This window comes from Bacillus sp. EB V-12 (assembly GCF_056158125.1).
In genome coordinates this window covers 525,061-548,636 of the sequence record NZ_JBUXJL010000003.1, presented here as the reverse complement: position 1 = coordinate 548,636, position 23,576 = coordinate 525,061, and the positions used below count along the sequence as shown (strand labels likewise).

Annotated in this window: 28 protein-coding genes; 21 read left to right on the top strand and 7 right to left on the bottom strand. The window is 34.2% G+C overall.

Going from position 1 to position 23,576, the window contains the following annotated elements:
- Positions 1–9 precede the first annotated feature (9 nt).
- The 7 genes from ACZDYH_RS14390 to ACZDYH_RS14360 all read left to right on the top strand — a co-directional run bounded on the left by ACZDYH_RS14390 (position 10) and on the right by ACZDYH_RS14360 (position 7,029).
- Positions 10–1,848 (top strand): IucA/IucC family protein, encoded by a 1,839-nt coding sequence (locus tag ACZDYH_RS14390; protein WP_113304161.1) that lies wholly within the window; start codon positions 10–12, stop codon positions 1,846–1,848.
- Positions 1,835–3,073 carry an AMP-binding protein gene (locus ACZDYH_RS14385; protein WP_113304160.1) on the top strand — a complete coding sequence of 413 codons (1,239 nt, stop codon included), beginning with the start codon at positions 1,835–1,837 and terminating at the stop codon, positions 3,071–3,073. Before ACZDYH_RS14390 ends, ACZDYH_RS14385 begins: the two co-directional genes overlap by 14 nt.
- On the top strand, positions 3,070–3,345 hold the full coding sequence (asbD, locus tag ACZDYH_RS14380; protein WP_001250560.1) for a petrobactin biosynthesis protein AsbD: 276 nt from the start codon (positions 3,070–3,072) through the stop codon (positions 3,343–3,345). Before ACZDYH_RS14385 ends, asbD begins: the two co-directional genes overlap by 4 nt.
- A 23-nt stretch (positions 3,346–3,368) precedes the next feature.
- On the top strand, positions 3,369–4,352 hold the full coding sequence (locus tag ACZDYH_RS14375; protein ID WP_000200705.1) for a DUF6005 family protein: 984 nt from the start codon (positions 3,369–3,371) through the stop codon (positions 4,350–4,352).
- A 37-nt stretch (positions 4,353–4,389) separates the two neighbouring features.
- Positions 4,390–5,232 (top strand): sugar phosphate isomerase/epimerase family protein, encoded by an 843-nt coding sequence (locus tag ACZDYH_RS14370; RefSeq protein ID WP_000877670.1) that lies wholly within the window; start codon positions 4,390–4,392, stop codon positions 5,230–5,232.
- A gap of 124 nt (positions 5,233–5,356) precedes the next feature.
- Complete coding sequence (locus tag ACZDYH_RS14365) at positions 5,357–5,563, top strand: alpha/beta-type small acid-soluble spore protein (protein ID WP_000113545.1); 207 nt, start codon at positions 5,357–5,359, stop codon at positions 5,561–5,563.
- A 236-nt stretch (positions 5,564–5,799) separates the two neighbouring features.
- Positions 5,800–7,029: an MFS transporter gene (locus ACZDYH_RS14360; RefSeq protein ID WP_044306618.1), complete on the top strand. Its 1,230-nt coding sequence runs from the start codon at positions 5,800–5,802 to the stop codon at positions 7,027–7,029.
- 53 nt (positions 7,030–7,082) lie between these two features.
- Here ACZDYH_RS14360 and ACZDYH_RS14355 read toward each other — a convergent pair whose 3' ends face one another.
- Positions 7,083–7,697, bottom strand: a complete 615-nt coding sequence (locus ACZDYH_RS14355; protein ID WP_001287303.1) for a LysE/ArgO family amino acid transporter — start codon at positions 7,695–7,697, stop codon at positions 7,083–7,085.
- A 118-nt stretch (positions 7,698–7,815) separates the two neighbouring features.
- Here ACZDYH_RS14355 and ACZDYH_RS14350 point away from each other — a divergent pair, with 118 nt between their 5' ends.
- Positions 7,816–9,258: an aminotransferase-like domain-containing protein gene (locus tag ACZDYH_RS14350; RefSeq protein ID WP_474886448.1), complete on the top strand. Its 1,443-nt coding sequence runs from the start codon at positions 7,816–7,818 to the stop codon at positions 9,256–9,258.
- Positions 9,259–9,270: 12 nt separating this feature from the next.
- On the top strand, positions 9,271–9,438 hold the full coding sequence (locus ACZDYH_RS14345) for a DUF3933 family protein (RefSeq protein ID WP_000816389.1): 168 nt from the start codon (positions 9,271–9,273) through the stop codon (positions 9,436–9,438).
- A gap of 112 nt (positions 9,439–9,550) precedes the next feature.
- Here ACZDYH_RS14345 and ACZDYH_RS14340 read toward each other — a convergent pair whose 3' ends face one another.
- Complete coding sequence (locus ACZDYH_RS14340; protein WP_474886446.1) at positions 9,551–10,516, bottom strand: patatin-like phospholipase family protein; 966 nt, start codon at positions 10,514–10,516, stop codon at positions 9,551–9,553.
- A gap of 87 nt (positions 10,517–10,603) precedes the next feature.
- Positions 10,604–10,750: a YjcZ family sporulation protein gene (locus tag ACZDYH_RS14335; protein ID WP_000540425.1), complete on the bottom strand. Its 147-nt coding sequence runs from the start codon at positions 10,748–10,750 to the stop codon at positions 10,604–10,606.
- A 223-nt stretch (positions 10,751–10,973) separates the two neighbouring features.
- On the opposite strand from ACZDYH_RS14335, the gene ACZDYH_RS14330 reads away from it, so the two are divergent.
- From ACZDYH_RS14330 to ACZDYH_RS14315, 4 genes are all read left to right on the top strand, one after another.
- Positions 10,974–11,726 (top strand): YwqG family protein, encoded by a 753-nt coding sequence (locus ACZDYH_RS14330; RefSeq protein WP_001034844.1) that lies wholly within the window; start codon positions 10,974–10,976, stop codon positions 11,724–11,726.
- A gap of 150 nt (positions 11,727–11,876) precedes the next feature.
- Positions 11,877–13,037 carry a transglutaminase domain-containing protein gene (locus tag ACZDYH_RS14325; RefSeq protein ID WP_000520862.1) on the top strand — a complete coding sequence of 387 codons (1,161 nt, stop codon included), beginning with the start codon at positions 11,877–11,879 and terminating at the stop codon, positions 13,035–13,037.
- Between the two features lie 109 nt (positions 13,038–13,146).
- The gene (locus ACZDYH_RS14320) at positions 13,147–13,344 is read left to right on the top strand and encodes a DUF4083 domain-containing protein (RefSeq protein ID WP_001048091.1); all 198 of its coding nucleotides are present in this window, start codon (positions 13,147–13,149) and stop codon (positions 13,342–13,344) included.
- Between the two features lie 31 nt (positions 13,345–13,375).
- Positions 13,376–13,837 (top strand): NUDIX hydrolase, encoded by a 462-nt coding sequence (locus tag ACZDYH_RS14315; RefSeq protein WP_000024999.1) that lies wholly within the window; start codon positions 13,376–13,378, stop codon positions 13,835–13,837.
- A gap of 49 nt (positions 13,838–13,886) precedes the next feature.
- Here ACZDYH_RS14315 and nadE read toward each other — a convergent pair whose 3' ends face one another.
- A complete protein-coding gene (gene nadE / locus ACZDYH_RS14310) occupies positions 13,887–14,705 on the bottom strand; it encodes an ammonia-dependent NAD(+) synthetase (RefSeq protein ID WP_000174901.1) in 819 nt (272 codons plus the stop codon).
- Positions 14,706–14,975: 270 nt separating this feature from the next.
- Between nadE and ACZDYH_RS14305 the strand changes: the two genes are divergently transcribed.
- The 3 genes from ACZDYH_RS14305 (at position 14,976) to ACZDYH_RS14295 (ending at position 18,483) form a co-directional block, all read left to right on the top strand.
- Complete coding sequence (locus ACZDYH_RS14305; protein ID WP_474886442.1) at positions 14,976–16,856, top strand: FtsX-like permease family protein; 1,881 nt, start codon at positions 14,976–14,978, stop codon at positions 16,854–16,856.
- Between the two features lie 116 nt (positions 16,857–16,972).
- Entirely contained in the window at positions 16,973–17,260 is a 288-nt protein-coding gene (locus ACZDYH_RS14300; protein ID WP_000648324.1) for an AbrB/MazE/SpoVT family DNA-binding domain-containing protein, read from the top strand.
- A gap of 275 nt (positions 17,261–17,535) precedes the next feature.
- Positions 17,536–18,483: a serine protease gene (locus ACZDYH_RS14295; protein WP_006928047.1), complete on the top strand. Its 948-nt coding sequence runs from the start codon at positions 17,536–17,538 to the stop codon at positions 18,481–18,483.
- A gap of 41 nt (positions 18,484–18,524) precedes the next feature.
- Here the strand turns inward: ACZDYH_RS14295 and ACZDYH_RS14290 are convergent, their stop codons facing one another.
- Positions 18,525–18,833: an ArsR/SmtB family transcription factor gene (locus tag ACZDYH_RS14290; protein ID WP_001259906.1), complete on the bottom strand. Its 309-nt coding sequence runs from the start codon at positions 18,831–18,833 to the stop codon at positions 18,525–18,527.
- Between the two features lie 106 nt (positions 18,834–18,939).
- Between ACZDYH_RS14290 and ACZDYH_RS14285 the strand changes: the two genes are divergently transcribed.
- The 4 genes from ACZDYH_RS14285 (at position 18,940) to ACZDYH_RS14270 (ending at position 21,859) form a co-directional block, all read left to right on the top strand.
- Complete coding sequence (locus tag ACZDYH_RS14285; RefSeq protein ID WP_426937806.1) at positions 18,940–19,875, top strand: aldo/keto reductase; 936 nt, start codon at positions 18,940–18,942, stop codon at positions 19,873–19,875.
- Positions 19,876–19,922: 47 nt separating this feature from the next.
- Positions 19,923–21,098: an MFS transporter gene (locus ACZDYH_RS14280; RefSeq protein WP_001082492.1), complete on the top strand. Its 1,176-nt coding sequence runs from the start codon at positions 19,923–19,925 to the stop codon at positions 21,096–21,098.
- A 48-nt stretch (positions 21,099–21,146) separates the two neighbouring features.
- On the top strand, positions 21,147–21,353 hold the full coding sequence (locus ACZDYH_RS14275) for a hypothetical protein (protein WP_001101741.1): 207 nt from the start codon (positions 21,147–21,149) through the stop codon (positions 21,351–21,353).
- A 143-nt stretch (positions 21,354–21,496) separates the two neighbouring features.
- On the top strand, positions 21,497–21,859 hold the full coding sequence (locus ACZDYH_RS14270) for a DUF805 domain-containing protein (protein WP_001198796.1): 363 nt from the start codon (positions 21,497–21,499) through the stop codon (positions 21,857–21,859).
- A 199-nt stretch (positions 21,860–22,058) separates the two neighbouring features.
- Here ACZDYH_RS14270 and ACZDYH_RS14265 read toward each other — a convergent pair whose 3' ends face one another.
- Positions 22,059–22,283: a hypothetical protein gene (locus ACZDYH_RS14265; protein WP_000162602.1), complete on the bottom strand. Its 225-nt coding sequence runs from the start codon at positions 22,281–22,283 to the stop codon at positions 22,059–22,061.
- An 84-nt stretch (positions 22,284–22,367) separates the two neighbouring features.
- Entirely contained in the window at positions 22,368–22,715 is a 348-nt protein-coding gene (locus ACZDYH_RS14260; RefSeq protein ID WP_000426317.1) for a DUF4257 domain-containing protein, read from the bottom strand.
- A gap of 196 nt (positions 22,716–22,911) precedes the next feature.
- On the opposite strand from ACZDYH_RS14260, the gene ACZDYH_RS14255 reads away from it, so the two are divergent.
- Positions 22,912–23,439, top strand: a complete 528-nt coding sequence (locus ACZDYH_RS14255) for a DinB family protein (RefSeq protein ID WP_000687337.1) — start codon at positions 22,912–22,914, stop codon at positions 23,437–23,439.
- Positions 23,440–23,576: the final 137 nt, after the last annotated feature.

Genomic DNA, 23,576 nt, shown 5'->3' with positions numbered 1-23,576 from the left:
GAGGGTTTTATGAGAGTGGACATGTATCATACGAAAGTATTGAAGGCGCTCGAATCAGAAGATTACATTTCAGTACGAAGAAGAGTGCTACGTCAATTAGTAGAATCGTTAATTTATGAGGGGATTATTACACCGGTTCGCATAGAAAAAGAAGAACAACTTCTTTTTCTAATACAAGGACTTGATGAAGAAGACAAAAGTGTCACGTACAAATGCTATGGCAGGGAACGGATGACATTTGGACGTATTTCGTTAGACTCATTAATAGTAAGAGTTCAAGATGAACAGCAAGAAATACAGTCTGTCTCGCAATTTCTAGAAGAAGTTTTTCGGGTTACTAGTGTAGAACAAGCTAAATTAGATTCTTTTATGCACGAATTAGAACAAACAATATTTAAAGACACGATTGCACAATATGAAAGAAATAATAAGAGAGAATATACTCAAAAATCTTACGATGAGTTTGAAAGCCAATTAATAGATGGCCATCCATATCATCCTAGTTATAAAGCACGTGTTGGATTTCAATATCGTGACAATTTTCAATATGGTTATGAATTTATGCAGCCAATAAAACTCATATGGATTGCAGCACATAAGAATTATGCGACTGTAGGTTATGAGAATGAAGTGATGTATAACAACCTTTTAAAAGAGGAGATTGGCGATCGTAAATTAGAAGAGTTTATGGAACGAATTCGTAATAAGGGATGTAATCCAAAACAGTACGTGTTTATACCTGTTCACCCATGGCAGTGGGAGAATTTCATCATTTCAAATTATGCGGATCATATACAGGGTAAATTTATTATTTATTTAGGAACATCAGAGGACGATTATTGCGCGCAACAGTCAATGAGAACGTTAAGAAATATTACGAGTCCAAAGAAACCGTACGTTAAATTATCGATGAATTTACTCAACACTTCAACACTTCGTACGCTGAAACCATACTCTGTTGTGAGTGCACCAGTAATATCAAATTGGTTAAATGATGTTGTAAGTAATGACGCCTATTTAATGGATGAAGCACGTTTAATCTTGTTAAGTGAGTTTTCAAGTGTAACGTATGACACGAATAAGAAAGCTATATATGGTTCATTAGGATGTATTTGGCGCGAAAGCGTTCATAAGTATTTAGATGCAAAAGAGGATGCAATTCCTTTTAATGGTTTATACGCTAAAGAGAAAGATGGTACACCAATTATTGATGTGTGGTTGAATAAATATGGAATGAAGGATTGGCTACAATTACTTATTCAAAAAGCGATAATACCAGTTATACATCTTGTTGTAGAGCATGGCATCGCACTGGAATCACATGGACAAAATATGATTCTAGTCCATAAAGAAGGGGTGCCTGTTCGTATTGCGTTAAAGGATTTTCATGAAGGGCTTGAGTTTTATCGTCCATATTTGAAAGAAGTTGACAAATGTCCCGACTTTACTAAAATGCATAAAACATATGCGAATGGAAAAATGAATGATTTCTTTGAAATGGATGGCATTGAATGTTTGCAAGAGATGGTGTTAGATGCACTATTCCTGTTTAATTTAGGAGAATTAGCATTCGTACTTGCGGATGAATATGGATTGAAAGAAGAACATTTTTGGATGATGGTTGTTGAAGAAATTGAAGATCATTTAAGAATATATCCACATTTGAAAGGTAGATTTGAAAATATTCAATTATATGCACCTACATTCTATGCTGAACAATTAACGAAACGTCGATTATATATGGATGTGGAATCGCTTGTTCATGAAGTTCCAAATCCATTGTATAGAGTAAGAAAACTTATGAAACAAAAATCAATTGTTACAGGGGGAAATTATGCTAATCGTTAATAAACAAGAGTATAGCAAAAGTGATTTTAATTTGAGATTACAAGTTTATGAGGAATTGGAACAATTTCAAGAAGCAGAAGGAAATAGATTTGCACTTTGTCTGAAAGATCCATTCGATATTATTACGCTTGTGTTTTTCTTAAAAGAAAAGAAATCATCAGTATTACTTATACATGAAGATACGCCAAAAGAAACGGCTATTGAAATGGCAAAGCGTGCAAATTGTGTAGGAGTTTTATATGGAGAATATGGCGATTTTACAAAATTAGAAGTAGGGAACTTTTTACTAGAAGAGCCTTCTTTATTGCAATATAGTTCGGGAACTACGGGAGAACCGAAACTGATTCGTAGAGCATGGACGGAAGTTGATACAGAAATTACTGCCTATAATGAAGCTTTAAACTGTGAAGTAGATGAAGTTCCAATCGTTATGGCTCCTGTTTCACATTCATACGGACTAATATGTGGTACGTTATCAGCAATTACGAGGGGGAGCAAGCCTGTAATCATTACGAACAAAAATCCTAAATTCGCATTAAATATAGTTCGCAATACAGAAAAACATATCATATATGCAGTACCACTTATGTTACACATTATGGGGAGTTTTCCATTAGGAACGTTCCAGTTTCATAAAATTATGACATCAGGATCGCCTTTGCCAGAAGCACTATTTTATAAACTAAAAGAAATGACAACATATATGATGCAGCAATACGGTTGTTCTGAAGCAGGTTGTATTAGTATATGTCATGATATGAAAAGCCATTTAGATTTAGGAAACCCTCTACCTCATGCAAGTATTAGCATAGGTTCAGATGAAAATGCACCGGAAGAAATTGTCGTGAAAATGAATGATAAGGAAATTTTCACGAAAGATTTAGGGTATAAATCTGAGCGTGGCATTCATTTTATGGGGCGTATGGACGATGTAATTAATGTTTCAGGATTAAAAGTCTTTCCTATAGAAATAGAAGAAACGATGCTTCGATTGGAAGGTGTGCAAGAGGCAATTGTATATCGAGGGAAACATCCTGTGATGGGCGAAATAGTTAAAGCGAAAGTGATCTCTCATGTTGATCCAGTGAAAATAAGAGAATGGTGTATTCAGCACTTACCTTCTTATAAAGTTCCGTATGAAATTGAAAGTGTAAATGAAATTCCTAAAAATAAAACTGGAAAAGTAAGTAGAAAGTTACTAGAGATGGGAGAGGTTACAACATGAGACGGGAAGCGTTAAAGAATGCCGTGTTAAAAATTATGATAGAAAAAATGGAACTGAAAAATGTAACGCATTTAGAAGAAACGATGCGCTTAAATCAAGATTTATATATAGATTCGGTAATGATGTTACAGCTTATTGTATACATAGAAATGGATGTAAAGCTATGCGTTCCAGAGGATGAGGTAGATCCAAAGGCATTTCTTACTGTAGGATCTTTGCTTGATTTTATGGAGGAGTTAGAGCCGTTACAGGAAGTAAATGTGAATAACTAACCTTTAGGAAAGTGGATGAGAGTATGACTTCAATTAAAGTGCACTGTTTAGTGAGTTGTTTTTGTGAAATTATAAAAAGGCGTAGCGACATTGATTTTCGTCCATTTTATTTTGGACTATGGGATGGAGATTTTGATATAACAGAAGGTGGAATTATTTCATATCACTCTGAAAACATTAACCATGATCATTATTTACTTTGGTTTGAAAAATTGTACGGTATTAAAGTAAACGAATGGTATGATCATGCAAAAGATAAAGATAGCAATGTAGAAACGTTTTTAGAATTAGTAGAAAACAAGCCGGAAAATCGTTATGTCATTGTAATGGTTGATATGTCTCTATTACCAGAGAGGGAAAATAAATTTCATCAAAAACCGTTTCCACATTATTTAATGATATCAAAAACAGAGAAAGAAGAAGAGTGGTTCATGCTAGATCCTGATTTTCGTTGGGAAGGAAATATGGAAAGAGAAAAAGTACTTCACTCTATTCAAGATAACCCATTTGGTGGAGGGTATTTCATTGATATAGAAGGAATTGGGGAGCCAACGCAAGAAACAGTAGCTAGTTATTTCACAGAAACATTCAAAAAGAACGACAATGAACTGACTATGGAGCTGAAAAATTTAATTGTAAAAATGGCAAATGAGGAAGAAGGATATGCGCTTTCTGGACTTGTAGCAGCAGTAAAACAAATACCAGTACTTGCAATTCGTAAATATAGTTATGAGCATGCCTTTGCATACTTCCGTGAAACGTTGCAATATTCGGAGCAAGAATTTGATTATTGGTGTGATCGGGTAGAGGATATTGTACAAGGATTTACAAATGTACAGTATCGTGCAATTAAAATGGCAATGACGAATAATAAAGGTATGCTAGTATCAATTATTGAAAAACTGGATGAAATGAATGCAATTGAACTGCAGATTAAGAAGGAATTAGAGAGACAGTTTCTATCATGGAAAGGTATGAAAACAAATCAATCTGTCGCAACTCTTTAATAAGCTAACTGAATTTAAGATAGGGGAGTTTAATGCTATGAAATATTCGCTATGTACCATTTCATTTCGTCATCAATTAATTTCATTTACTGATATTGTTCAATTTGCATATGAAAACGGTTTTGAAGGAATTGAATTGTGGGGGACACATGCACAAAATTTGTATATACAAGAACGCGAAACGACAGAACGAGAATTGACTTTTCTAAAGGATAAAAACTTAGAAATTACGATGATAAGTGATTACTTAGATATATCATTATCAGCAGATTTTGAAAAAACGATAGAGAAAAGTGAACAACTTGTAGTACTAGCTAATTGGTTTAATACGAATAAAATTCGCACGTTTGCTGGGCAAAAAGGGAGCAAGGACTTCTCGGAACAAGAGAGAAAAGAGTATGTGAAGCGAATACGTAAGATTTGTGATGTGTTTGCTCAGCACAATATGTATGTGCTGTTAGAAACACATCCCAATACACTAACGGACACATTGCCTTCTACTATAGAACTATTAGAAGAAGTAAATCATCCGAATTTAAAAATAAATCTTGATTTTCTTCATATATGGGAGTCTGGCGCAGATCCAATAGACAGTTTCCATCGATTAAAGCCGTGGACACTACATTACCATTTTAAGAATATATCTTCAGCGGATTATTTGCATGTGTTTGAACCTAACAATGTATATGCTGCAGCAGGAAGTCGTATTGGTATGGTTCCGTTATTTGAAGGTATTGTAAATTATGATGAGATTATTCAGGAAGTGAGAGGTACGGATCTTTTTGCTTCCTTAGAATGGTTTGGACATAATGCAAAAGAGATATTAAAAGAAGAAATGAAAGTATTAATAAATAGAAAATTAGAAGTAGTAACTTCGTAATGTGAAATGATGTGAGAGTCTCGTTTTAGAGGCTCTTTTTTTATGGTAAAAAATAACCAAAAATTTCCATGTATTTTAATTTGAATTTAACACAATTTATATATAAATAAGGAGGTGATTGGTAATGGCTAGAAATCGTAATTCTAATCAATTAGCATCACATGGAGCACAAGCAGCTTTAGATCAAATGAAATATGAAATTGCACAAGAGTTTGGTGTACAACTTGGCGCTGATACTTCTTCACGTGCAAACGGTTCTGTAGGCGGTGAAATTACAAAACGCCTTGTAGCGATGGCAGAACAACAACTTGGTGGCGGATATACTCGCTAATTGTAGAAGGTTATAGGAGAAAGGAAGGATTCTTCCTTTCTTTTTTTTTCAATTAATTGGTATGGATATATTGTGAACTGGATTCAAAGAATAGGAATAATACTATAATTTCCCCAATTTCTTTTGTTGTGAATGGGAAGTAGTAAAGATGTAATAGCCCTGGTGGAATGAAAAGTTACGTTCCAGCGGGGCTATTATATGGTAAGAAATATATGATGAAAGGTTTCGAAGCCAACATGTTAAAAAAAGAAAACTGTTGTTTAATTGCGCTTGCATCAGTTCCACTTGTTATGACATTAGGGAATTCAATGCTCATCCCAATTCTGCCGACTATTGAAAAGAAATTACATATTTCATCGTTTCAAGTATCCATGATTATTACAATTTACTCTATCGTAGCCATTCTACTTATACCGATTGCTGGTTATTTATCAGATAGATGGGGACGAAAGATGGTAATGGTTCCGAGTTTGCTGATTGCAGCTATAGGAGGAGCGATAACTGGTTGGGTATCTTGGAAAGTTGATAATCCCTACAATTGGATATTGATTGGTAGAGCGATTCAAGGTATTGGTGCTGCTGGTGCAATGCCAGTTGTTATACCGTGTGTTGGTGATTTATACAAAGACGAAAAACAAGTTAGTACAGGTTTAGGAATCATAGAAACATCCAATACATTTGGGAAAGTGCTGAGCCCTATTTTAGGGTCTGCTCTTGCTGCCGTTGTATGGTTCTTACCATTTTGGGCGATTCCAATTTTATGCGTAGTATCAATTGTTTTATTACTTGTTCTAGTAAAGGCAAAGAAACAAGAAGGAGAAGTACCACCACTTAAAGAGTTTATAAAATCTATTCTGTCTACGTTTCGAGAAAAAGGAAGATGGTTAATTGCCATTTTTGCATTAGGTGCAATTATTATGCTTATTTTATTCGGAATTCTCTTTTATTTGTCGACTATACTGGAATCAAAGTATGACATTCATGGTATATGGAAAGGGTGTGTGCTTGCTATCCCGTTACTTGTACTGTCACTTAGTTCATATATGGCCGGTAAAAAAATTGGAGATAATCAAAATGTTATGAAGAAGTGTATCTATATTGGTTTTTTAATGGCAGCTGCATCAGTCATCATTCCTTTATTTATAAAAGGGATTTATTTACTACTTCTTTGTCTCGTTATTATGGGGATAGGGATTGGTATGGCACTCCCATGTTTAGATGCCCTCATTACACAAGGAATTGAAAAGGAGCAAAGGGGAACAGTTACGTCATTTTACAGTTCAATGCGATTTATCGGTGTAGCAGCTGGACCACCTTTATATTCTTTTTTCATGAAAGGGGCGGACCATGAAGTGTTTTATTTGACAAGTATTTTCGCTGCCATTGGTGCTGTCATAGCAATCATTTGGATTAAACCAGCAAAGGATGCAAAGACGGTAAAACCGAAACCAGAGCCTACTTCATAATTTGTAAGAGAATTGCATGATGTTTTGAGTAACATGCAATTCTCTTTCGTTCATTAAGAATAAATAACTTGTTTTAACATATAAAGCGCGACACCCCATATGATGAGACCAGAAAATTTATTTAATAATAAAATTGTCTTTCCGGTTGAGTCTAGTCTTTTTAGAAATTTCCCCGCTAACGCTAAGCTTATAAACCAAATCCAAGAAACGATAATAGTTGCAAGTGTGAAAGCCCATTTTTCACTTCCTATGTATTGAATAGAATTTGTTCCAATTACACCGATTGTGTCTAAAATAGCATGTGGATTTAATAACGAAACGGATGCTGCGAAAAGGATTTGCTTTTTTAAGGGCATACTTTTTTCTTGTTTTACATCGTTGGAAGGGTTACTTCTCCAAATAACAAAGCCCATGTATAGGAGAAAGAAAAATCCAATTATATATAACGAGTTAGTTAGCCAAGAAAAAGTAAGGAGTACAAGGGAGACACCTTGCACTGCAATCAATATGAGTAACGTATCACATATAGAGGCAGTTAATACTACAGGGGCTGCCCTCCAAATGTTTGGTTGGCTCGCACCTTGGTTAAAGACAAAAACATTTTGTACACCTAATGGAATGATAAGTCCAAATGCAAGAATGATACCATGAATAATTGCTTCACTCATCATATTACCTCCTATTTTAATTCATTATGATAGTGTATATTGTATAGAAGAAATGAAAATTTGTATCCATCCATATGGTTGGGGAGGTTACCAACCAAAAAGAATATAAGGTGATATAATGGAAAGATTCGTTTGGAAACCGAATATGTCTCTAGCGACTCCTCTGTATAAACAAATAGAAACGTATATAAAAGAAAGGATCGTTAATGGAGAATGGACCGTTGGAACGAAATTACCTTCACAAAGAGATTTGGCACATACATTTGGTGTGAATCGAAGCACAATTGTAATGGCTTTCGATGAACTAGTTGCAAAGGGATACATAGAAGGGAATGGCAGGAAAGGAACAATTGTTGTAAATAATAATGAGAATGCTTCAACTTACGCACCTCCGCCTAATTGGCAGTCTTATGTAGAAACAGGACTTCATTATCCGAATCTCCCAGCTATTCAGGAGATTAATCAAGCTGAATTTTATCCACATGTAATTCGATTAGGAACAGGTGAGCTCGCGCCGAGTCTCTTACCTGAGAAACAGATGAAAGAAATTATGAATAAGCTTTTAAAGTCAAATGTGACGCTTGGGTATGAAGAGCCGAAAGGAAATTTTTATTTAAGGGAAAAGATTTCCGAATACTTAAAGGGGCATGGTATATGTGTATCTCCGGACTCTATATTAATTGTTTCAGGAGCAATTCAAGCGCTGCAACTTATCTCTATGGGGCTTCTTCCAAAAGGGGCATCCATCTTATTAGAAAAACCATCCTATTTATATTCGCTTAATGTTTTTCAATCCGCAGGAATGCGTTTCATTGGAATACCAATGGATGAGAACGGTTTAAATACATCATATATTACAAAATATAAGAAGCAATTTAATGCATCTATTTTATATACAATCCCGTCTTTTCATAATCCAACGAACTTTAGTATGAATGCGAAGAGACGAATAGAAGTGATGGAAATATGTAATGAAATTGGATTACCTATTATAGAGGACGCAGTGTATCAAGACTTATGGTTTGATGCACCTTGTTCGAAACCTTTAAAAGCCTATGATAAAAACGGAATCGTACTACATATTGGAAGCATGTCCAAAGTAATTAGTCCAGGGTTAAGAATTGGATGGATTGTTGGACCTGAGCCAGTAATTCAAAGATTGTCAGACATAAAAATGCAAACAGATTATGGTTCAAGCACTATATCCCAGCAAATTGCAGCAGAGTGGTTTACAAATGGTCTATATGATGAGCATTTGCGCTTTGTAAGAAGTGAATTGAAAAAACGAAGAGATTTTATGTTACTAATGTTAGATAAATATCTTCGTGAAATAGCAACTTGGCATGAACCAACAGGGGGATTTTATATATGGGTACATATAAAAGTAACCATTTCATATCGCAGTTTATTTGATAAAGCTCTGCAAGAAAAGGTTTTATTAAACCCAGGTACTTTATATGATAGAAGTGCAAATCAATTTTTGCGCCTATCGTATTCATACGCAACGTTAGAAGAAATTGAAATAGGTATAAAAAAACTTGCACAACTAATGAAAAAGTAAGAGGAGAAAGTAATGAAACAATATGTAATTTGCCAAATGATCAATGGAGAAAAATATTTAGCTGCTTATGCGGAGACGAAGCAAGAAGCGATTGAAAAAGCAGAACTGTTAGGATTAAGAACGGGAAATCGTTACATAGTTATTACTGCAGAGGAAGCCGAAGGGTTAACGTATCCTTAAACAATGTACGAGATTATATAATAATAAATAAGTCTAGTAATATAAGAAATTACTAGACTTATTTATTATTAAGTTGTTAAACGTTCTCGTATTTATACGCAAAGTAATAATATTATGAGTCAAGTTGACGAAAAAATCGATTTGTCTTTCGGTCTTGCTTTCCTTTTCTATATTCATCGATATATTGCCTAAAGTTCCAAGCTTGTAAAAATTTATTAGCAGAGTTATAACCAGAATTGTAAAGCCATTCTTTTTCTTCCTTTGTCAGTTCAAAATTAGTACTTGTAATCGTTCCTGTTGGAATTATAATCGTTCTTGCTTTTGATTCCTTATCTAAATGACGTAAATCATGAGCTTGCATCATTGTTTTAAATAGTCCTTTGAACATGGAAATAGGCTCGTTATAGTGAGCAGGATCAGCTTGAATCTCATCTTTTACAAAATGAAATCCGAAAGTCGGCCAGCGAGGAGTGGTAGGTGAATCGAAGATCCAAATTGGATAATTACTTAGAATTCCTCCATCAACCATATAACAAGGCTGCTTCCATTTTGGAGTTCTCCATTTTACGGGTTCAAAGAAGAAGGGGATTGTACTACTCATTCTTACCGCTTTAGCGATAGAGAAGCGATAATTTAAAAATCCGTAGTTTGGTAAGTCGTCAGGAAAGACAACCATTTTACCATTACTAATATCAGAAGCGATGATTTTGAGTTTGTTTAGATCCGGTAAATCAGTAAATAAATGAACACCTTTTTTTCGAAGTAATTCTTCAATCCATTCTTCTATAAATACATTAGAGTATATACCTAGAGTAGTCCATGCACTTAGTCCTTTTCCGATAAAGGGGATTTTGTCAATAAAGGTTTTCTTCGTAAATTTGTTATAATCGATATCAGTTATAATCGTTTTTAGCTCTGAACAAGAATATCCTGCCGCTACAAGTGCCGCGATAATTGCACCAGCTGATGTTCCAGCTACACGTTCCCATTCATAACCTTTTTCGGCTAATGCGCAAATTGCTCCAACATGTGCAATACCGCGTACACCGCCTCCTTCAAAAACACCATCGATCTTCATTAAACATACTTCCTTTCAAATAAAAGATTTGGAAATGGCAAAAAAGCACGTATTGTACGTGCTTTTTTACAATGGTTTTTAAGTTTACTAGCAGCCTACAAAGCCGCCCCAACAGCTAGCTCCGATGATGATTAGAAGGATGAATAAAACGATTAATAAAGCGAAACCTCCGTAACCACAACCACCACAGCTACCGCCGTAACCGTAACCGCCGCAACTATATCCGTAACCCATGTGGAATTCCTCCTTATATTAAAAATAAAAATGAACGAGGGGAAAATGTACTGGAAGAACTAAAGAACTATCGTGTTTGTAGGAACAATGTATAGTATGCTTTTTTAAACTTGTTCGCGTACGAAGGATAAGCCCGTTTTTGGGAGGCTTGTTGATTTTGTAAAGAATGAAGTATAATCTTTGTACTATGATATAAATAAGTATGTAAATGTAAGGAGAATTTATGAATAAAAAAATTGAAGTATTAATTGATAAATATGAACTAACACACTTGAAAGAAGAACTTATTAATACTGTATTTCCTTGTATAAAAGTTGTGCCAAAGCAGCAGGGAACTGTTGCGATAGGTAGTTCGAAAATGGGAGGAGTTCCTGATCTACCAGCTTTATTTGAATATCCAAAGCATAAAGGAAATCCACTACAATTTATCGCGCAATTTAACTTAAGTGATTTACAAAACGTTGGTATGGATCACAATCTTCCTAAGACGGGGATGCTGTATTTCTTTTGCATTGAAAATTATTTTGAAGAAAATGTGAATCTAACAGAAGCTGGGCGTGTACTTTATTATGATGTTCCTGTAGAGCAATTACGAAGAGAAAATGAAATACAAGCGAAATATAACCAGTGTGCAATTACTTTTGAACTGACATACAAATTACCAGAACTTTTCATTGAAGATGAGGCTGATTCAGATCGTTTCTTGCAATTACTTGAAGAGCTAATTCCAGATAACTACGATAACCATCAAATGTTTGGTGAGCCATTCTCTGTACAAGAAGAAGTGTTATATGAGACAGGAGAATATATGGGAGTAGACCCGCAGCAAATGACTCTTTTATTCCAAATTGATTCAGATCATAAAAATTGTAATATGGTTTGGGGAGAACTAGGGATGCTATATTTCTGTATTAGTAATGAAGATTTGAAAAATCAACGTTTTGAAAATACATGCTGTGTATTACAAACATGCTAATGAAAAAAGGTTGTTCTTTTAAAAAGAACAACCTTTTTATGTGAATTAGTTAATATGCATAATCTCATATGACCTATACGAAAAAGTATTGTATACTCTGAAACTATACGATACTTTTTCGTATAGTTATAGAATATAAGGAGTGACAAGATGGGAAAGACAAGTAAGTATGTGACAGCTGCCGCACTTTGTTCAACTATAGTAATGGGAGGCTTGCAAGCGTCATCTGTATCTTATGCAGCTACAAATCCGACTACAGTGACAGCACAATCAGATGTAAAGTTATTAGATGATTTCAGAAAAGAATTAAAAAAACAGATTGATAATCGAGAAGAAAATATTACAATCACATATAAAACAAAAGATAGAAATGCTAGAAATATTATGGATCAATTGTATGGTGAGTTTAATAAAATTGTAGATGCTGATGAGTATGTAAAATATAATGTAGCGTCTACTAGATATTCTATTAAAGGAATGCCAGGGGACTATACGTTTACACTGCAAGTAAAATACCGTGAATCAAAAGAACAAACTCAATATGTAAAAGCTCAGGCGAAATCAATTGTTGGATCAATTGTAAAACCAGGGATGGATGAGCATGAGAAAGTAAAAGCTATTCACGATTACGTTGTTAAGCATGTGTCTTATGATACGTCTTATCAAGCGTATACAGCATATGAAGCATTAGCGAATCGTTCTGCCGTTTGCCAAGGATATACATTATTAACGTATGAGTTGTTAAAAGAGGCAGGTATTCAAAACCATATTGTAACAGGCACAGGAAACGGACAAGCTCACGCGTGGAATTTAGTGAACATTGAAAACAAATGGTATCACCTAGATACTACATTTGATGATCCAGTACCAGATAAAGCAGGGCGTGTAACTTACTCATATTTTAACATGTCTGACGAACAGTTAAGTAAAGATCACGACTGGGATCGTAGTAAATATCCAGCAGCAACTACAAGTTATTTTGGTGAATTAACAAACAAAATAAAAGCTGGTAGCTCAAAAACTGTCGTATATGAGCAGATGTTAAAAGAAACAAATTTACAATACTTATCTGCAGAATACGGAGCAGAAAATTATAATGAATTTAAGCAAAAGTTGCAGCAACAGTTTGCAGCCAAACCAGAAAAAGTAGAAGTGCGATATAAGCAGTCCATGGATGGGACGATGCAAGATATAAAGAAAGTATTAAATGAAATAAATTGGCCAAAAGGTGCAAAGCGTGTGTCTTATCAAGTAGCGCCTTATAGTGCATTGGCGGGTTATTCATTAGCGACAATTACATTTACGTATTAAGCAATGGGGAAAAGCACCTGTAAAAGGTGCTTTTTTTATTTATTGATTGATTACTTTTGAATATTAAGAATTATGTGATAAAATAAAAGGATAGGGATGTAAATGTGGAATGAACTTGTTCGAAAGCGATATTTTTACATTGATATATACTTGTTTAGTAATCGGACTTATCGTTTTGTTTTTCATATCATTTACTTTGTTTATTAGAAGAGTATTACAAAGCAGTGCTGCAAAGAAACACCACGTGATTAATATGAACCAGAAGCTAGATCGAATCATTGAATTGCTTGAAAAAGATAAGAAATAGCGATAGAAGAGGTATGAAAAGGGGAATGAGAATGGCGAATTATATAAAAGAATTACGTGAAAAAGTAGGACATGATTATGTTTTCTTAAACTTTGCCGGTGGTTGTGTATTTAATAAAGAAGGAGAAGTATTACTGCAAAAAAGAGGAGACTTTAACGCTTGGGGCTTTCCAGGTGGTGCAATGGAGATAGGAGAATCAGCTGCGGAAACTGCAATCCGGGAAATAAAAGAAGAAACCGGGTATGATGTAGAAATAAATGAGCTTATTGGAGTGTATACAAAATATTTTCAATCATATCCAAATGGAGACAAGGCCCAGTCAATTGTGATGTTCTTTTCATTCTCAATAGTTGGAGGTGACAAAAAAGTAGATGGTGATGAAACGTTGGATTTGAAGTTTTTCCCGTTAGACGACATGCCACCGTTATTTTGTAAACAACATGAAGATTGCCTGCAAGATTTATTGGAGAAAAGAGTAGGGGTATATCGTTAACATATAAAAAAGAAGCTAAATGAAGATTAGCTTCTTTTTTATGTTTAATTTATTTCCACCAATCATCAAACATTGACGCTGGTACTTGTCTTTTATGCTCACTCACTGTGTAACGTTTTTCAATTTTCTCTGCAACGTCAGCTGGAACTGCTTTACCTTCTAAATAATCATCTAATTGATCATAAGTAATACCTAACTCTGTTTCATCAGCTTGACCTGGTTTTTCATCTAATAAATCAGCTGTTGGCATTTTTAAGTACAGTCGCTCGTCTGCGCCTAACTCTTGTAATAATGCACGTCCTTGGCGCTTCGTTAATCCCGTTAATGGTAATAAATCTGCACCACCATCTCCGAATTTTGTGAAGAACCCTGTTACAGCTTCTGCAGCGTGATCTGTTCCGATAACAAGTAGCCCTTTTTGTCCACCAATTGCATATTGAGTAACCATACGGATACGTGCTTTCACGTTACCTTTATTGAAATCTGTTAATGATTCACCCAATAAGTTTTCATATTGATTTGAAAAAGCATCAACAGTTGAAGCAATATCAAATGCAACAGATTGATCTGCTTGAATGAATTGTAATGCTAATTGTGCATCATCTTCATCTTTTTGTACTTTATAAGGAAGACGCACGGCGATAAACGTTGCATTACCACCTTCGTTACGAATTTCTTCAACTGCAAGTTGTGCTAAGCGTCCTGCTAATGTAGAGTCTTGTCCGCCGCTAATACCAAGTACAAATCCTTTTGCACCTGTTTTTTTTACATAATCCTTTAGGAAATCAACTCGTTTACGAATTTCAACTTTTGGATCAATTACAGGCTGAACATGTAATGCTTTCATAATCTGTTCTTGTAATGTCATTATGTTTTCCTCCTATTCATATTAAAGCGGTAAATAAGTTTATATGTATAATGGTACATACTTCTATCCTTTATTATTTCGCAAAACTAACGAATATACAATAGGATGTGTGTATGAATATGAATGTAGTCATTATAAATAAAGTGCTACGTATAAGCAATTTTTTTAAACCTTTCAAAAATGTAAGGTTTTTGTCATTTGAATCGATGGAAGGTATTTCCGCACTTTACTAATATAAAAACATAGATAGTAGAAGGGCGGAGAAGTAATATGAACATTAGAGAACTAGCATATCGGAATGTAACCCGAAATAGACGGACATACTCAGCCTATTTTTTGAGTAGTGCATTTGCAATTATGGCCTTTTTTGTGTATTCATTTTTTGCGTTTCATCCGGCATTAAGTGCAGGAGAATTAGGTCAGTACGTATTCGTAAGTATGTCTTTTGCACAGTCTATTATTTACTTATTTACATTCTTCTTTATTTTATATTCGATGGGAATGTTTTTAAAAACGAGAAAGCGTGAACTAGGAATTTTAATGATGCTAGGTATGACGAAATATCAATTAAAGCGTCTGATCTTTTTTGAAAATATTATGATTGGAATAGGGGCAATTATTTTTGGTATTCTTTCAGGTATGTTATTTTCAGGGGTATTACTATTTGTCGCTCCAATGATATTGAAACTAGATATCTCCTTATCCTATTACATACCGATGAAAGCAATTGTTGTAACGGGTATTATGTTTTTTATTTTATTTATGATCATATCATTGTTTAGTGCAGGAATGATTCGTAAAAATAAGATTATGAAGTTGTTTAGAGGATCAGCAGAGGCGAAACCGGAACCGAAAGCATCAATCATTTCTTCAATATTAGCAGTAGTATTGCTTAGTGCTGGCTATGTAGGAGCTCTTCTATCACATGGAGCAATGGTATTTATTATGATGATTCCTGTTACAACGGTAGTTATTATCGGGACGTATTTGTTGTACAAGCAGCTGAGTGTCTTTATTATTCGATTATGTAAAAAAAGTAAACGTTTCTATTGGACACAGACTAATATTATTACGTTATCAGATTTAGCGTATCGTATGAGAGATAACGCAAGAATGTTCTTTATTGTAACCATTATTTCTACTGTAGCATTTTCCGCAATAGGGACATTAGTAGGCTTCGCATCCATGACGAAAGGGATAATGGAGAGACCAATTGCGTTTCATTACCATTCTAAGCAAGGGAATAGTAACGAATCACAACATATACAAATGATTGACAAAGGATTAAAGAAACATAATATAGCAGCTTCAAAAACTAATATTTCGACAAAGAAAACGGAGGAACAGTCGTTAAGAAGCGCCACTTTTATAAAAGAATCAGACTATAAGGAATATGCAAAGTTAACGGGAGAACCATTTAATACTGTAGCAAATAAAGAGGTTGTATTTTTGTCAGCTGATATACCAGGGCCAGCGATGAAAGAAAGAAAAGAAATTACTTTACCTAATATGAATGAAAGTTTAAAGGTGAAAAAAGTTACTTCATCTTCATTGGGGAAAATATTAAGAGGAAATGTTTATGTAATCTCTAATGATCAATATGATTCATTACAAGATGGATTTATAGAGACAAAAGATTATATGTATAAAACTGAAAGAACGAAAGATGAGATTGAAATTGGTAAAGAGCTTACGCATCAAATTAAACCGTATCAAGAATATTCAACGTTTAGTGCGGAAGAGTACGAGCAAAACCAAAGTTTACAAATTGCAGGACCGATTTTATTTGTAGGTTTCTTTATTGGTATAGTATTTTTCGTTTGCGCAGGAAGTTTCCTTTACTTCCGTTTATTCTCCGATTTGGAGGATGATGTTCGCTTGTTCGAAATGATTCGAAAAGTTGGATTGACAAGCAGTGAATTATCGAAGGTAGTTACAATTCGATTGGCGCTTTTATTCTTCGTTCCAATTGGTGTTGCAACATTACATGGGGCAGTAGCCTTAACGGCGTTAGGGCAAATGTTTGAGTACTCATTGTTTAAAGAAAATACAGTTGTATTAAGTATTTTCATAGGTATTCAAGTTGTATACTTCTTACTTATAAGATCCCGTTATGTAAAACAATTGAAAGAGAGATTACGTATGCATTAAATGTGTTTTTTTAACTCGAGTACAAAATTTTCTAAAAAGAGGCAAGTATTGCCAAAAAGTGATAAAATGGAAAAAGTGAGGTGAAAAAAATTAATAGAGAGAAAGGGGGGAGAAATATGAAAGCAACAGGAGTTATTCGAAAAGTAGACGAATTAGGACGAATTGTTATCCCTAAAGAATTACGCGATGTATTGGGAATACAAATCAAATCACCGCTTGAAATTTTTGTAGAAGCAGATAAAATCATTTTACAAAAATATCAACCTTACAATGCTTGCCAAATCACAGGTGATGTTTCAGAGCAGAACATATCATTAGCAAATGGAAATATTACTGTTGGGATAGAGGGAGCGGAATATTTAGTAAAAGAAATAGAAAAGTTTTTAAACAAGAGTGAGGTTTAGTCTTAATTTATATTATTTTTCAAATTACATATCATTCTTTTAAAAGACTGTAAGAGGACCATTAATTGGTCCTTTTATTTTGGTTATTAGTTGAATGACCCAGGCTGTTATTTCCTATAAATCATAGGGGAAATACAAAAGTAGTATAGAGTTAGTAAATGATGTTGAGAAATATTTGAAAAGAAGGAAAACAAAAAGAATAAAACGAATGTTACATTTACACGTATTCAAAAGTGGTCTGAAATGAAAATAATACATTTTCAGGAGGGATTACGATGAGTAGTACAGTGAATAAACAAAAAGGTATACAATTGATTCCATTTACCGTAAATAAGGTTGTAGAACAAGTAAATGAAATTCCACCAGGTGTACAACTGATTCACGCTCCGCAAGTATGGGAAAAGAGTGTGAAGGGGCAAGATGTAGTCGTTGCCGTATTAGATACAGGGTGTGATACTAATCATATAGATTTAAAAGATCGTATTATCGGCGGAAGAAATTTCACAAAAGATTATGAAGCTGATCCAAATGTGTATCTTGATAATAACGGACATGGTACTCATGTCGCGGGGACGATTGCAGCAACTGAAAATGGTGTCGGTGTATTAGGAGTTGCACCACTTGCTAAAATGTTAGTATTAAAAGTTTTAGCGGGAGATGGTTCTGGAAGTTACGAGCAAATTATTGAGGCAATTCATTATGCTGTAAATTGGAGAGGGCCGAATCAAGAGAAAGTGAGAATTATTTCAATGTCACTTGGTGGTCCGCAAGATGTTCCAGAATTACATGAAGCAATTCAAAAGGCGGTAAAGCAGGATGTTCTCGTTGTATGTGCTGCTGGGAATAATGGAGATTGTAATGATAATACAGAGGAACTAGATTACCCAGGTGCTTACTCGGAAGTAATTGAAGTCGGCGCTGTCAATTTAGAACGGAAAATCACATGTTTTAGTAATTCAAATCAAGAAATTGATCTAGTAGCGCCAGGTGATGAAATATTATCTACGTATCCAGATGGGAAATATGCAGTGTTAAGTGGAACTTCCATGGCGACGCCGCATGTTGCTGGAGCGCTTGCCTTGCTCATTAAACAGTGTGAGAAAGAATACGGTCGAAAGTTATCAGAGCCGGAAATATATGCACAACTTATTAAAAGAACTGTACCTTTAGGGTATGAACGTACATCCGAAGGTAATGGATTATTAGATTTATTAAAAGAATAGCCATATTAAAAAAACATCTCATATGAATATGAGATGTTTTTTTAATATGGCTCTGTCGCATGTAATACAACTTGTAATAAACCTGGGAATCTAGCATTTAAATCTTCTTCACGAATTGAAATGAAACGTTGTGTTCCTTCAAGGCGCGTGTACATAACACCTGACTCACGTAAAACTTTGAAATGGTGAGATAAAGTTGATTTTGCAACAGGGATGTTTAAAGCACCACAAGATTGTTCATTTTTCTCTAGTAACATATTTACAATTTGTAAACGAATTTGATCGCTAAGTGCATATAAGACAGAAGAAAATTGAATTTCTTCTCGATTTGGATGATAGAGTGTACGCATATTTCACCTACTTGTATAAGTTAAGATATTTGCACTATAACATATAAAGTGGTATATTTCTATTGTTCGAATATGTTCGAACAATAGAAATATAGGGGGAGAAAAAATGAAGTATACAAAATTGCAAAAGGCAGGATTAAATATTTCAAAGTTGGGTTTAGGTACAAATGCAGTAGGGGGACATAATTTATATGCTAATGTGAATGAAGAAGAAGGAAAGCGATTAGTAGAAGAAGCTATTCAGCAAGGGATTACATTTTTTGATACAGCAGATTCATATGGTTTCGGTAGATCAGAGGAATTAGTAGGAGAAGTATTAAAGGGAAAACGTCATGAGTTTATACTTGCTACAAAAGGTGGAATTCAACCGTTGTTAAATGGAGAAACTTATATTAACAATGAACCAAGTTATTTAAGGAATGCTGTGGAAAATAGCTTAAGAAGATTACAGACTGAATATATTGATTTATATTATTTACACTTTACAAATCCTGAAACAAGTTACATAGATTCAATCGGAGAGCTTACTCATTTAAAAGAAGAAGGGAAAATTCGTTCAATTGGAATATCGAACGTAAACATAGAACAATTAAAAGAAGCGAACCAACATGGTCATATAGATGTTGTACAATCACCGTACAATATGTTAGAACGTACGGCTGAGGAAGAACTTTTGCCGTATTGTATAGAAGCGGGTATTTCATTTATTCCATATGGACCTCTTGCTTTTGGAATGTTAGGTGGAAAATATACAGAATATTTCAAATTGAATGAAGTCGATTGGCGCCAAAGTGTAAATCTATTTGAAGAAAATACATATAAGAGTAACTTTAAGAAAGTGGAAAAGTTAAAAGGGCTAGCTAAAGAAAATGATATTGAAGTGTCTCATTTAGCATTAGCATGGTTATTAAATAAAGAAGGAATTGATACTGTTATACCTGGTGGAAAGCGGGCAGAGCAGGTAAGAGAAAGTGTGAAAGCGGTAGACGTTGCATTGAATGAAAGAGTCATGAAAGAAATCCAATCTATTTTAGAAGATTAGTTAAACAGAGGGAGAGTACCCTCTGTTTATATAAGGAGAAGGTCTAAATGAACAGAGTACTAGCTGTATTTTTTATGATAATGTTTATGATCGGTACAGATACTTTCTTAATTTCACCACTGTTGCCGACATTGCAACAGGTGTATCATGTTTCAACTGAGTTGTCAGGATGGATGGTGAGTTCGTATGCTTTAGGGTATGCTGGATTTGCGCTTATTGCTGGTCCTATATCAGATGGATTAAACAGAAAAAAAGTGATGGTACTAGGTATGAGTTTTTTTGCAATAAGTACGTTTTTGTGTGGAATTGCACCGAGTTTTTTATGGATGCTAACATTTAGATTTTTAGCAGGTGTAAGTGCAGCTTTTGTATCTCCACAAGTGTGGGCATCTATTCCGCTCCTTATAGAGAAGAAGCAAATTGTGAAAGCAATTGGGGTTGCAACAGCAGGGTTATCAATCTCTCAAATTTTAGGGCTGCCACTGGGAGCTTATTTAGCAACGATACATTATACAATCCCATTCTATTTCATTGGTATATTATCAGCACTACTTGTCATTCTTATTTATGTTGTATTACCAGAAATACAGTCGGTTCATATAGGTGGAAATAAAAAAGCGATTTTACAGCGTTATAAACAATTACTTACAGATTCAAAGGTTTCACTTTCTTATTTTGCATACTTTGTTTTTCAAACCGGAAATTTTGCTGCATTTTCATTTTTTGGTGTATGGCTTTCCATTCAATTTGGCTTACAAGTTCATGAAGTAGGTACAGCTATGCTCGTATTAGGGTTAGGAAATTTAACTGGTAATATTTTTGGTCCTAGAATCGTAAATAAAATTGGTTATAACCTTTCTTTCTATGGTGGAATTATATTTACAGCAGTGCTATATGTATTACTTCCACATGTAAAGAACATTGTATTGGTGGAGTTATCGTTCTTTGCTTTGTTTTTTTGGACAGGAATTTTGTTTGTATTAATGATGAGGCACTTACAAAACATATCTAGTGCAGCAAGAGGAACAGGAGCCGCGCTTGCAAATGCTTCTATGTATATTGGTCAAATGATTGGTGCGGCAATAGCAGGAATGTTATTTGCAGTATCTCACAATTTTATACTTATAGGTAGTTTTACTGCGTTACTATATATAGGAGCTTTATTTTTGTTTAGAAAAAGTGAAAAACTTACTGAAAATAGTGAAACAGGAATTGCATCATAAAGCTTGTATAAATATTTCGCAAATCAGAATTAATAAGAGTGTGAATACATGAATGTGCTTTTAATTAAAGTAGTTACTAAAAGTATAGAAATAGTAGAAGAAATGTATTGTAACAAAGTTATGAGGAATCAAAAAATAAAAATCCCTATAAAGATAGGGATTTATATATCGGCATATAGTTCCTTGGAAAAGGATATACTTAGTTTAGCATATCGGACTACTTATATTTGTGAAATAGATGTGAAAGTAATGTGAAAAATGCCGAAGGAAAAAACTATTTAAATAGAGGGCAATTTAGATGGGGATATGGATTTTACATAAATGTTGTGTTATATTTCTACTTATCTGTTAATAATTACATATTTTAATTTTATTAGGGATAAAAGGGAGAGGTTTAAATGCAATGGTATTTGAAAGCTCTAAAGAATTATGGGAATTTTAGTGGTAGAGCTACGCGAAAAGAGTACTGGATTTTTAGTTTATCCAATATCGTAATTTTTTGGCTACTGTTATTTTTATCATCATTTTCAGAGGTGTTAGTTGCTATTATTGCGTTGCTATTTATGTTAGTAATGATTATACCAAGTTTTTCGGTTGGTGCACGACGATTACATGATATTGGGAAAACGGGATGGTGGCAACTATTAAATTTTGTACCGTTTGGTAGCGTTGTTTTACTTGTATTTTTTATCATTGAAAGTGAAGAAAATGACAATCAATACGGACCAAATCCGCATTCAGATTTAAAAGAAGCGATTTAATAAACTTATTTAGTTTGTAGCATTACTAGTTCAATTATTTTATCTATTATTAAAATGGTTTGCGTGGGCTAATATTATTAGGTTGATCTTTAGGTCTAGATGACTTTTGAAACTGTAAAAATGGAAAGATAAAGGCGGAGAGAATATAGCATGGAAAGAAAAAAATTCTAAATAAAAAGCACTGTTTTAGCTAATGTAGCTAAAACAGTGCTTTTCTCTTTGATTGAACAGTTGCAGCATTTTCATCATGTATACCTGCATCTTTAATAATTCGTTGTTTTGCTTTATTTAATAGATGGTTTACTGCTTCACCAAAATAGTTAGCTTCGCTTTTTGTGCGGGCTTCTCGTAAACATTTATAGTTTTCTAGCAGTTCCTCTTTTTCGGAGTTTGTTAAGAAATCTTCTATTTTCTTTTTTGTCATACGAAACACCCTTTCTCCTGACAAACGACGCAATAGAAAATATTTATTTCTCATTATAACAATAATTTTAAAAGAAAGTATACACTAACGTCGCAATAATTTGTCAATTTCTTGAATCTTCTCATCAGCTTTCCCAATTTGCGTATTTTTAGCCTGTTCGCCACCAAGAGCTTGATGTAGTAAGAAAGTTTGGCCAGAAATAGCAGTTACAATGGATACTTTTATAATTTCTTTTATCGCGGTGACATCGAATAAAACGAGCCCAAGAAGTGCGGCTAGGCTACCAGTAAAAATATCAGTTAAAAATCCAAAATGAAAAAATGTTTTCAAACGGCGTGGAAGCAATAACTTACCTTGGTTATTGATTAGATGGGAAACGAAGCCGGTAATGCCACCAACGAGAACAGCGGTTAGCCATTGATACATTTCCATCGAATCCACTCCTTTTAGTGAATAAGATTCGATTATTTTATATTGATTCCTTTTAATATTTCATATAAGCATATTGAGAAAGTTTGTTTGAGTATATTTTGTATTCAATTTAATTATAACAGAAAATTTCGAAAGGTTTCAGTCTATTATATGAATCATTTTTACAATAATATGAATGCAGAAAGGGGTGCGTGATATGAAGATAGATTATCGAATAAGAAGTGTAGATGGTTATACAAAAAATATAGGGGAATTAGTAAGCATGCTGGAGCATACGAGAGCTGTAACATTAGGCGAAGTAAAAAATTTATCAGTTGAGCAATTAGATTTAATTATGCAGAGCAGCGGAAATTCAATTGGCGCCTTATTAAAGCATATAGCAGCTATTGAAAAAGTTCATCAGCTTATTTCATTTCAAAATCGTGACTTTACAAAAGAAGAATTAGAAATATGGGAAGATGCACTGTATTTAGGGGAAGCGGGTAGAGCGATCCGTGGTCATGAAATACAGTATTATGTACAACTTCTACAAAGTGTTCGAGAAGAATCTCTGAAGTATTTAAGTGAACAAGGTAATGAGTGGCTCATGTCAGAAAGAAAGTGGCCTAACGGTGTAGTATATAACCAGCACTATCTTTGGTTTCATGTGCTAGAAGATGAAATTAGTCACCGAGGACAAATTAGAATGCTCAAAAACAAGTTGTTTGAAAATTACGTTAAATGATGTAGCTTTTTATAGGAGAATTCCATATAATGAGGGTAATTAAAATAAGAACGGGGTGATGTATTATGGCGAAAATAACTTATATGAATAATAAACCAAATACAAAGGTGGATGGAAAGGGCGAAACGATATAAGTG

Bases quoted from the DNA above. Each gene is read 5' to 3' on its own strand.
- ACZDYH_RS14280 (WP_001082492.1), top strand. From the start codon at position 19,923: ATGAACAGAGTACTAGCTGTATTTTTTATGATAATGTTTATGATCGGT.
- ACZDYH_RS14330 (WP_001034844.1), top strand. From the start codon at position 10,974: ATGAATAAAAAAATTGAAGTATTAATTGATAAATATGAACTAACACAC.
- ACZDYH_RS14360 (WP_044306618.1), top strand. From the start codon at position 5,800: ATGTTAAAAAAAGAAAACTGTTGTTTAATTGCGCTTGCATCAGTTCCA.
- ACZDYH_RS14295 (WP_006928047.1), top strand. From the start codon at position 17,536: ATGAGTAGTACAGTGAATAAACAAAAAGGTATACAATTGATTCCATTT.
- ACZDYH_RS14355 (WP_001287303.1), bottom strand. From the start codon at position 7,697: ATGAGTGAAGCAATTATTCATGGTATCATTCTTGCATTTGGACTTATC.
- ACZDYH_RS14265 (WP_000162602.1), bottom strand. From the start codon at position 22,283: ATGACAAAAAAGAAAATAGAAGATTTCTTAACAAACTCCGAAAAAGAG.
- ACZDYH_RS14370 (WP_000877670.1), top strand. From the start codon at position 4,390: ATGAAATATTCGCTATGTACCATTTCATTTCGTCATCAATTAATTTCA.
- ACZDYH_RS14365 (WP_000113545.1), top strand. From the start codon at position 5,357: ATGGCTAGAAATCGTAATTCTAATCAATTAGCATCACATGGAGCACAA.
- ACZDYH_RS14385 (WP_113304160.1), top strand. From the start codon at position 1,835: ATGCTAATCGTTAATAAACAAGAGTATAGCAAAAGTGATTTTAATTTG.
- ACZDYH_RS14290 (WP_001259906.1), bottom strand. From the start codon at position 18,833: ATGCGTACACTCTATCATCCAAATCGAGAAGAAATTCAATTTTCTTCT.
- ACZDYH_RS14350 (WP_474886448.1), top strand. From the start codon at position 7,816: ATGGAAAGATTCGTTTGGAAACCGAATATGTCTCTAGCGACTCCTCTG.
- ACZDYH_RS14390 (WP_113304161.1), top strand. From the start codon at position 10: ATGAGAGTGGACATGTATCATACGAAAGTATTGAAGGCGCTCGAATCA.
- ACZDYH_RS14345 (WP_000816389.1), top strand. From the start codon at position 9,271: ATGAAACAATATGTAATTTGCCAAATGATCAATGGAGAAAAATATTTA.
- ACZDYH_RS14325 (WP_000520862.1), top strand. From the start codon at position 11,877: ATGGGAAAGACAAGTAAGTATGTGACAGCTGCCGCACTTTGTTCAACT.
- ACZDYH_RS14320 (WP_001048091.1), top strand. From the start codon at position 13,147: ATGAACTTGTTCGAAAGCGATATTTTTACATTGATATATACTTGTTTA.
- asbD (WP_001250560.1), top strand. From the start codon at position 3,070: ATGAGACGGGAAGCGTTAAAGAATGCCGTGTTAAAAATTATGATAGAA.
- ACZDYH_RS14375 (WP_000200705.1), top strand. From the start codon at position 3,369: ATGACTTCAATTAAAGTGCACTGTTTAGTGAGTTGTTTTTGTGAAATT.
- ACZDYH_RS14315 (WP_000024999.1), top strand. From the start codon at position 13,376: ATGGCGAATTATATAAAAGAATTACGTGAAAAAGTAGGACATGATTAT.
- ACZDYH_RS14340 (WP_474886446.1), bottom strand. From the start codon at position 10,516: ATGAAGATCGATGGTGTTTTTGAAGGAGGCGGTGTACGCGGTATTGCA.
- ACZDYH_RS14335 (WP_000540425.1), bottom strand. From the start codon at position 10,750: ATGGGTTACGGATATAGTTGCGGCGGTTACGGTTACGGCGGTAGCTGT.
- ACZDYH_RS14275 (WP_001101741.1), top strand. From the start codon at position 21,147: ATGAATGTGCTTTTAATTAAAGTAGTTACTAAAAGTATAGAAATAGTA.
- ACZDYH_RS14305 (WP_474886442.1), top strand. From the start codon at position 14,976: ATGAACATTAGAGAACTAGCATATCGGAATGTAACCCGAAATAGACGG.
- ACZDYH_RS14285 (WP_426937806.1), top strand. From the start codon at position 18,940: ATGAAGTATACAAAATTGCAAAAGGCAGGATTAAATATTTCAAAGTTG.
- nadE (WP_000174901.1), bottom strand. From the start codon at position 14,705: ATGACATTACAAGAACAGATTATGAAAGCATTACATGTTCAGCCTGTA.
- ACZDYH_RS14260 (WP_000426317.1), bottom strand. From the start codon at position 22,715: ATGGAAATGTATCAATGGCTAACCGCTGTTCTCGTTGGTGGCATTACC.
- ACZDYH_RS14255 (WP_000687337.1), top strand. From the start codon at position 22,912: ATGAAGATAGATTATCGAATAAGAAGTGTAGATGGTTATACAAAAAAT.
- ACZDYH_RS14270 (WP_001198796.1), top strand. From the start codon at position 21,497: ATGCAATGGTATTTGAAAGCTCTAAAGAATTATGGGAATTTTAGTGGT.
- ACZDYH_RS14300 (WP_000648324.1), top strand. From the start codon at position 16,973: ATGAAAGCAACAGGAGTTATTCGAAAAGTAGACGAATTAGGACGAATT.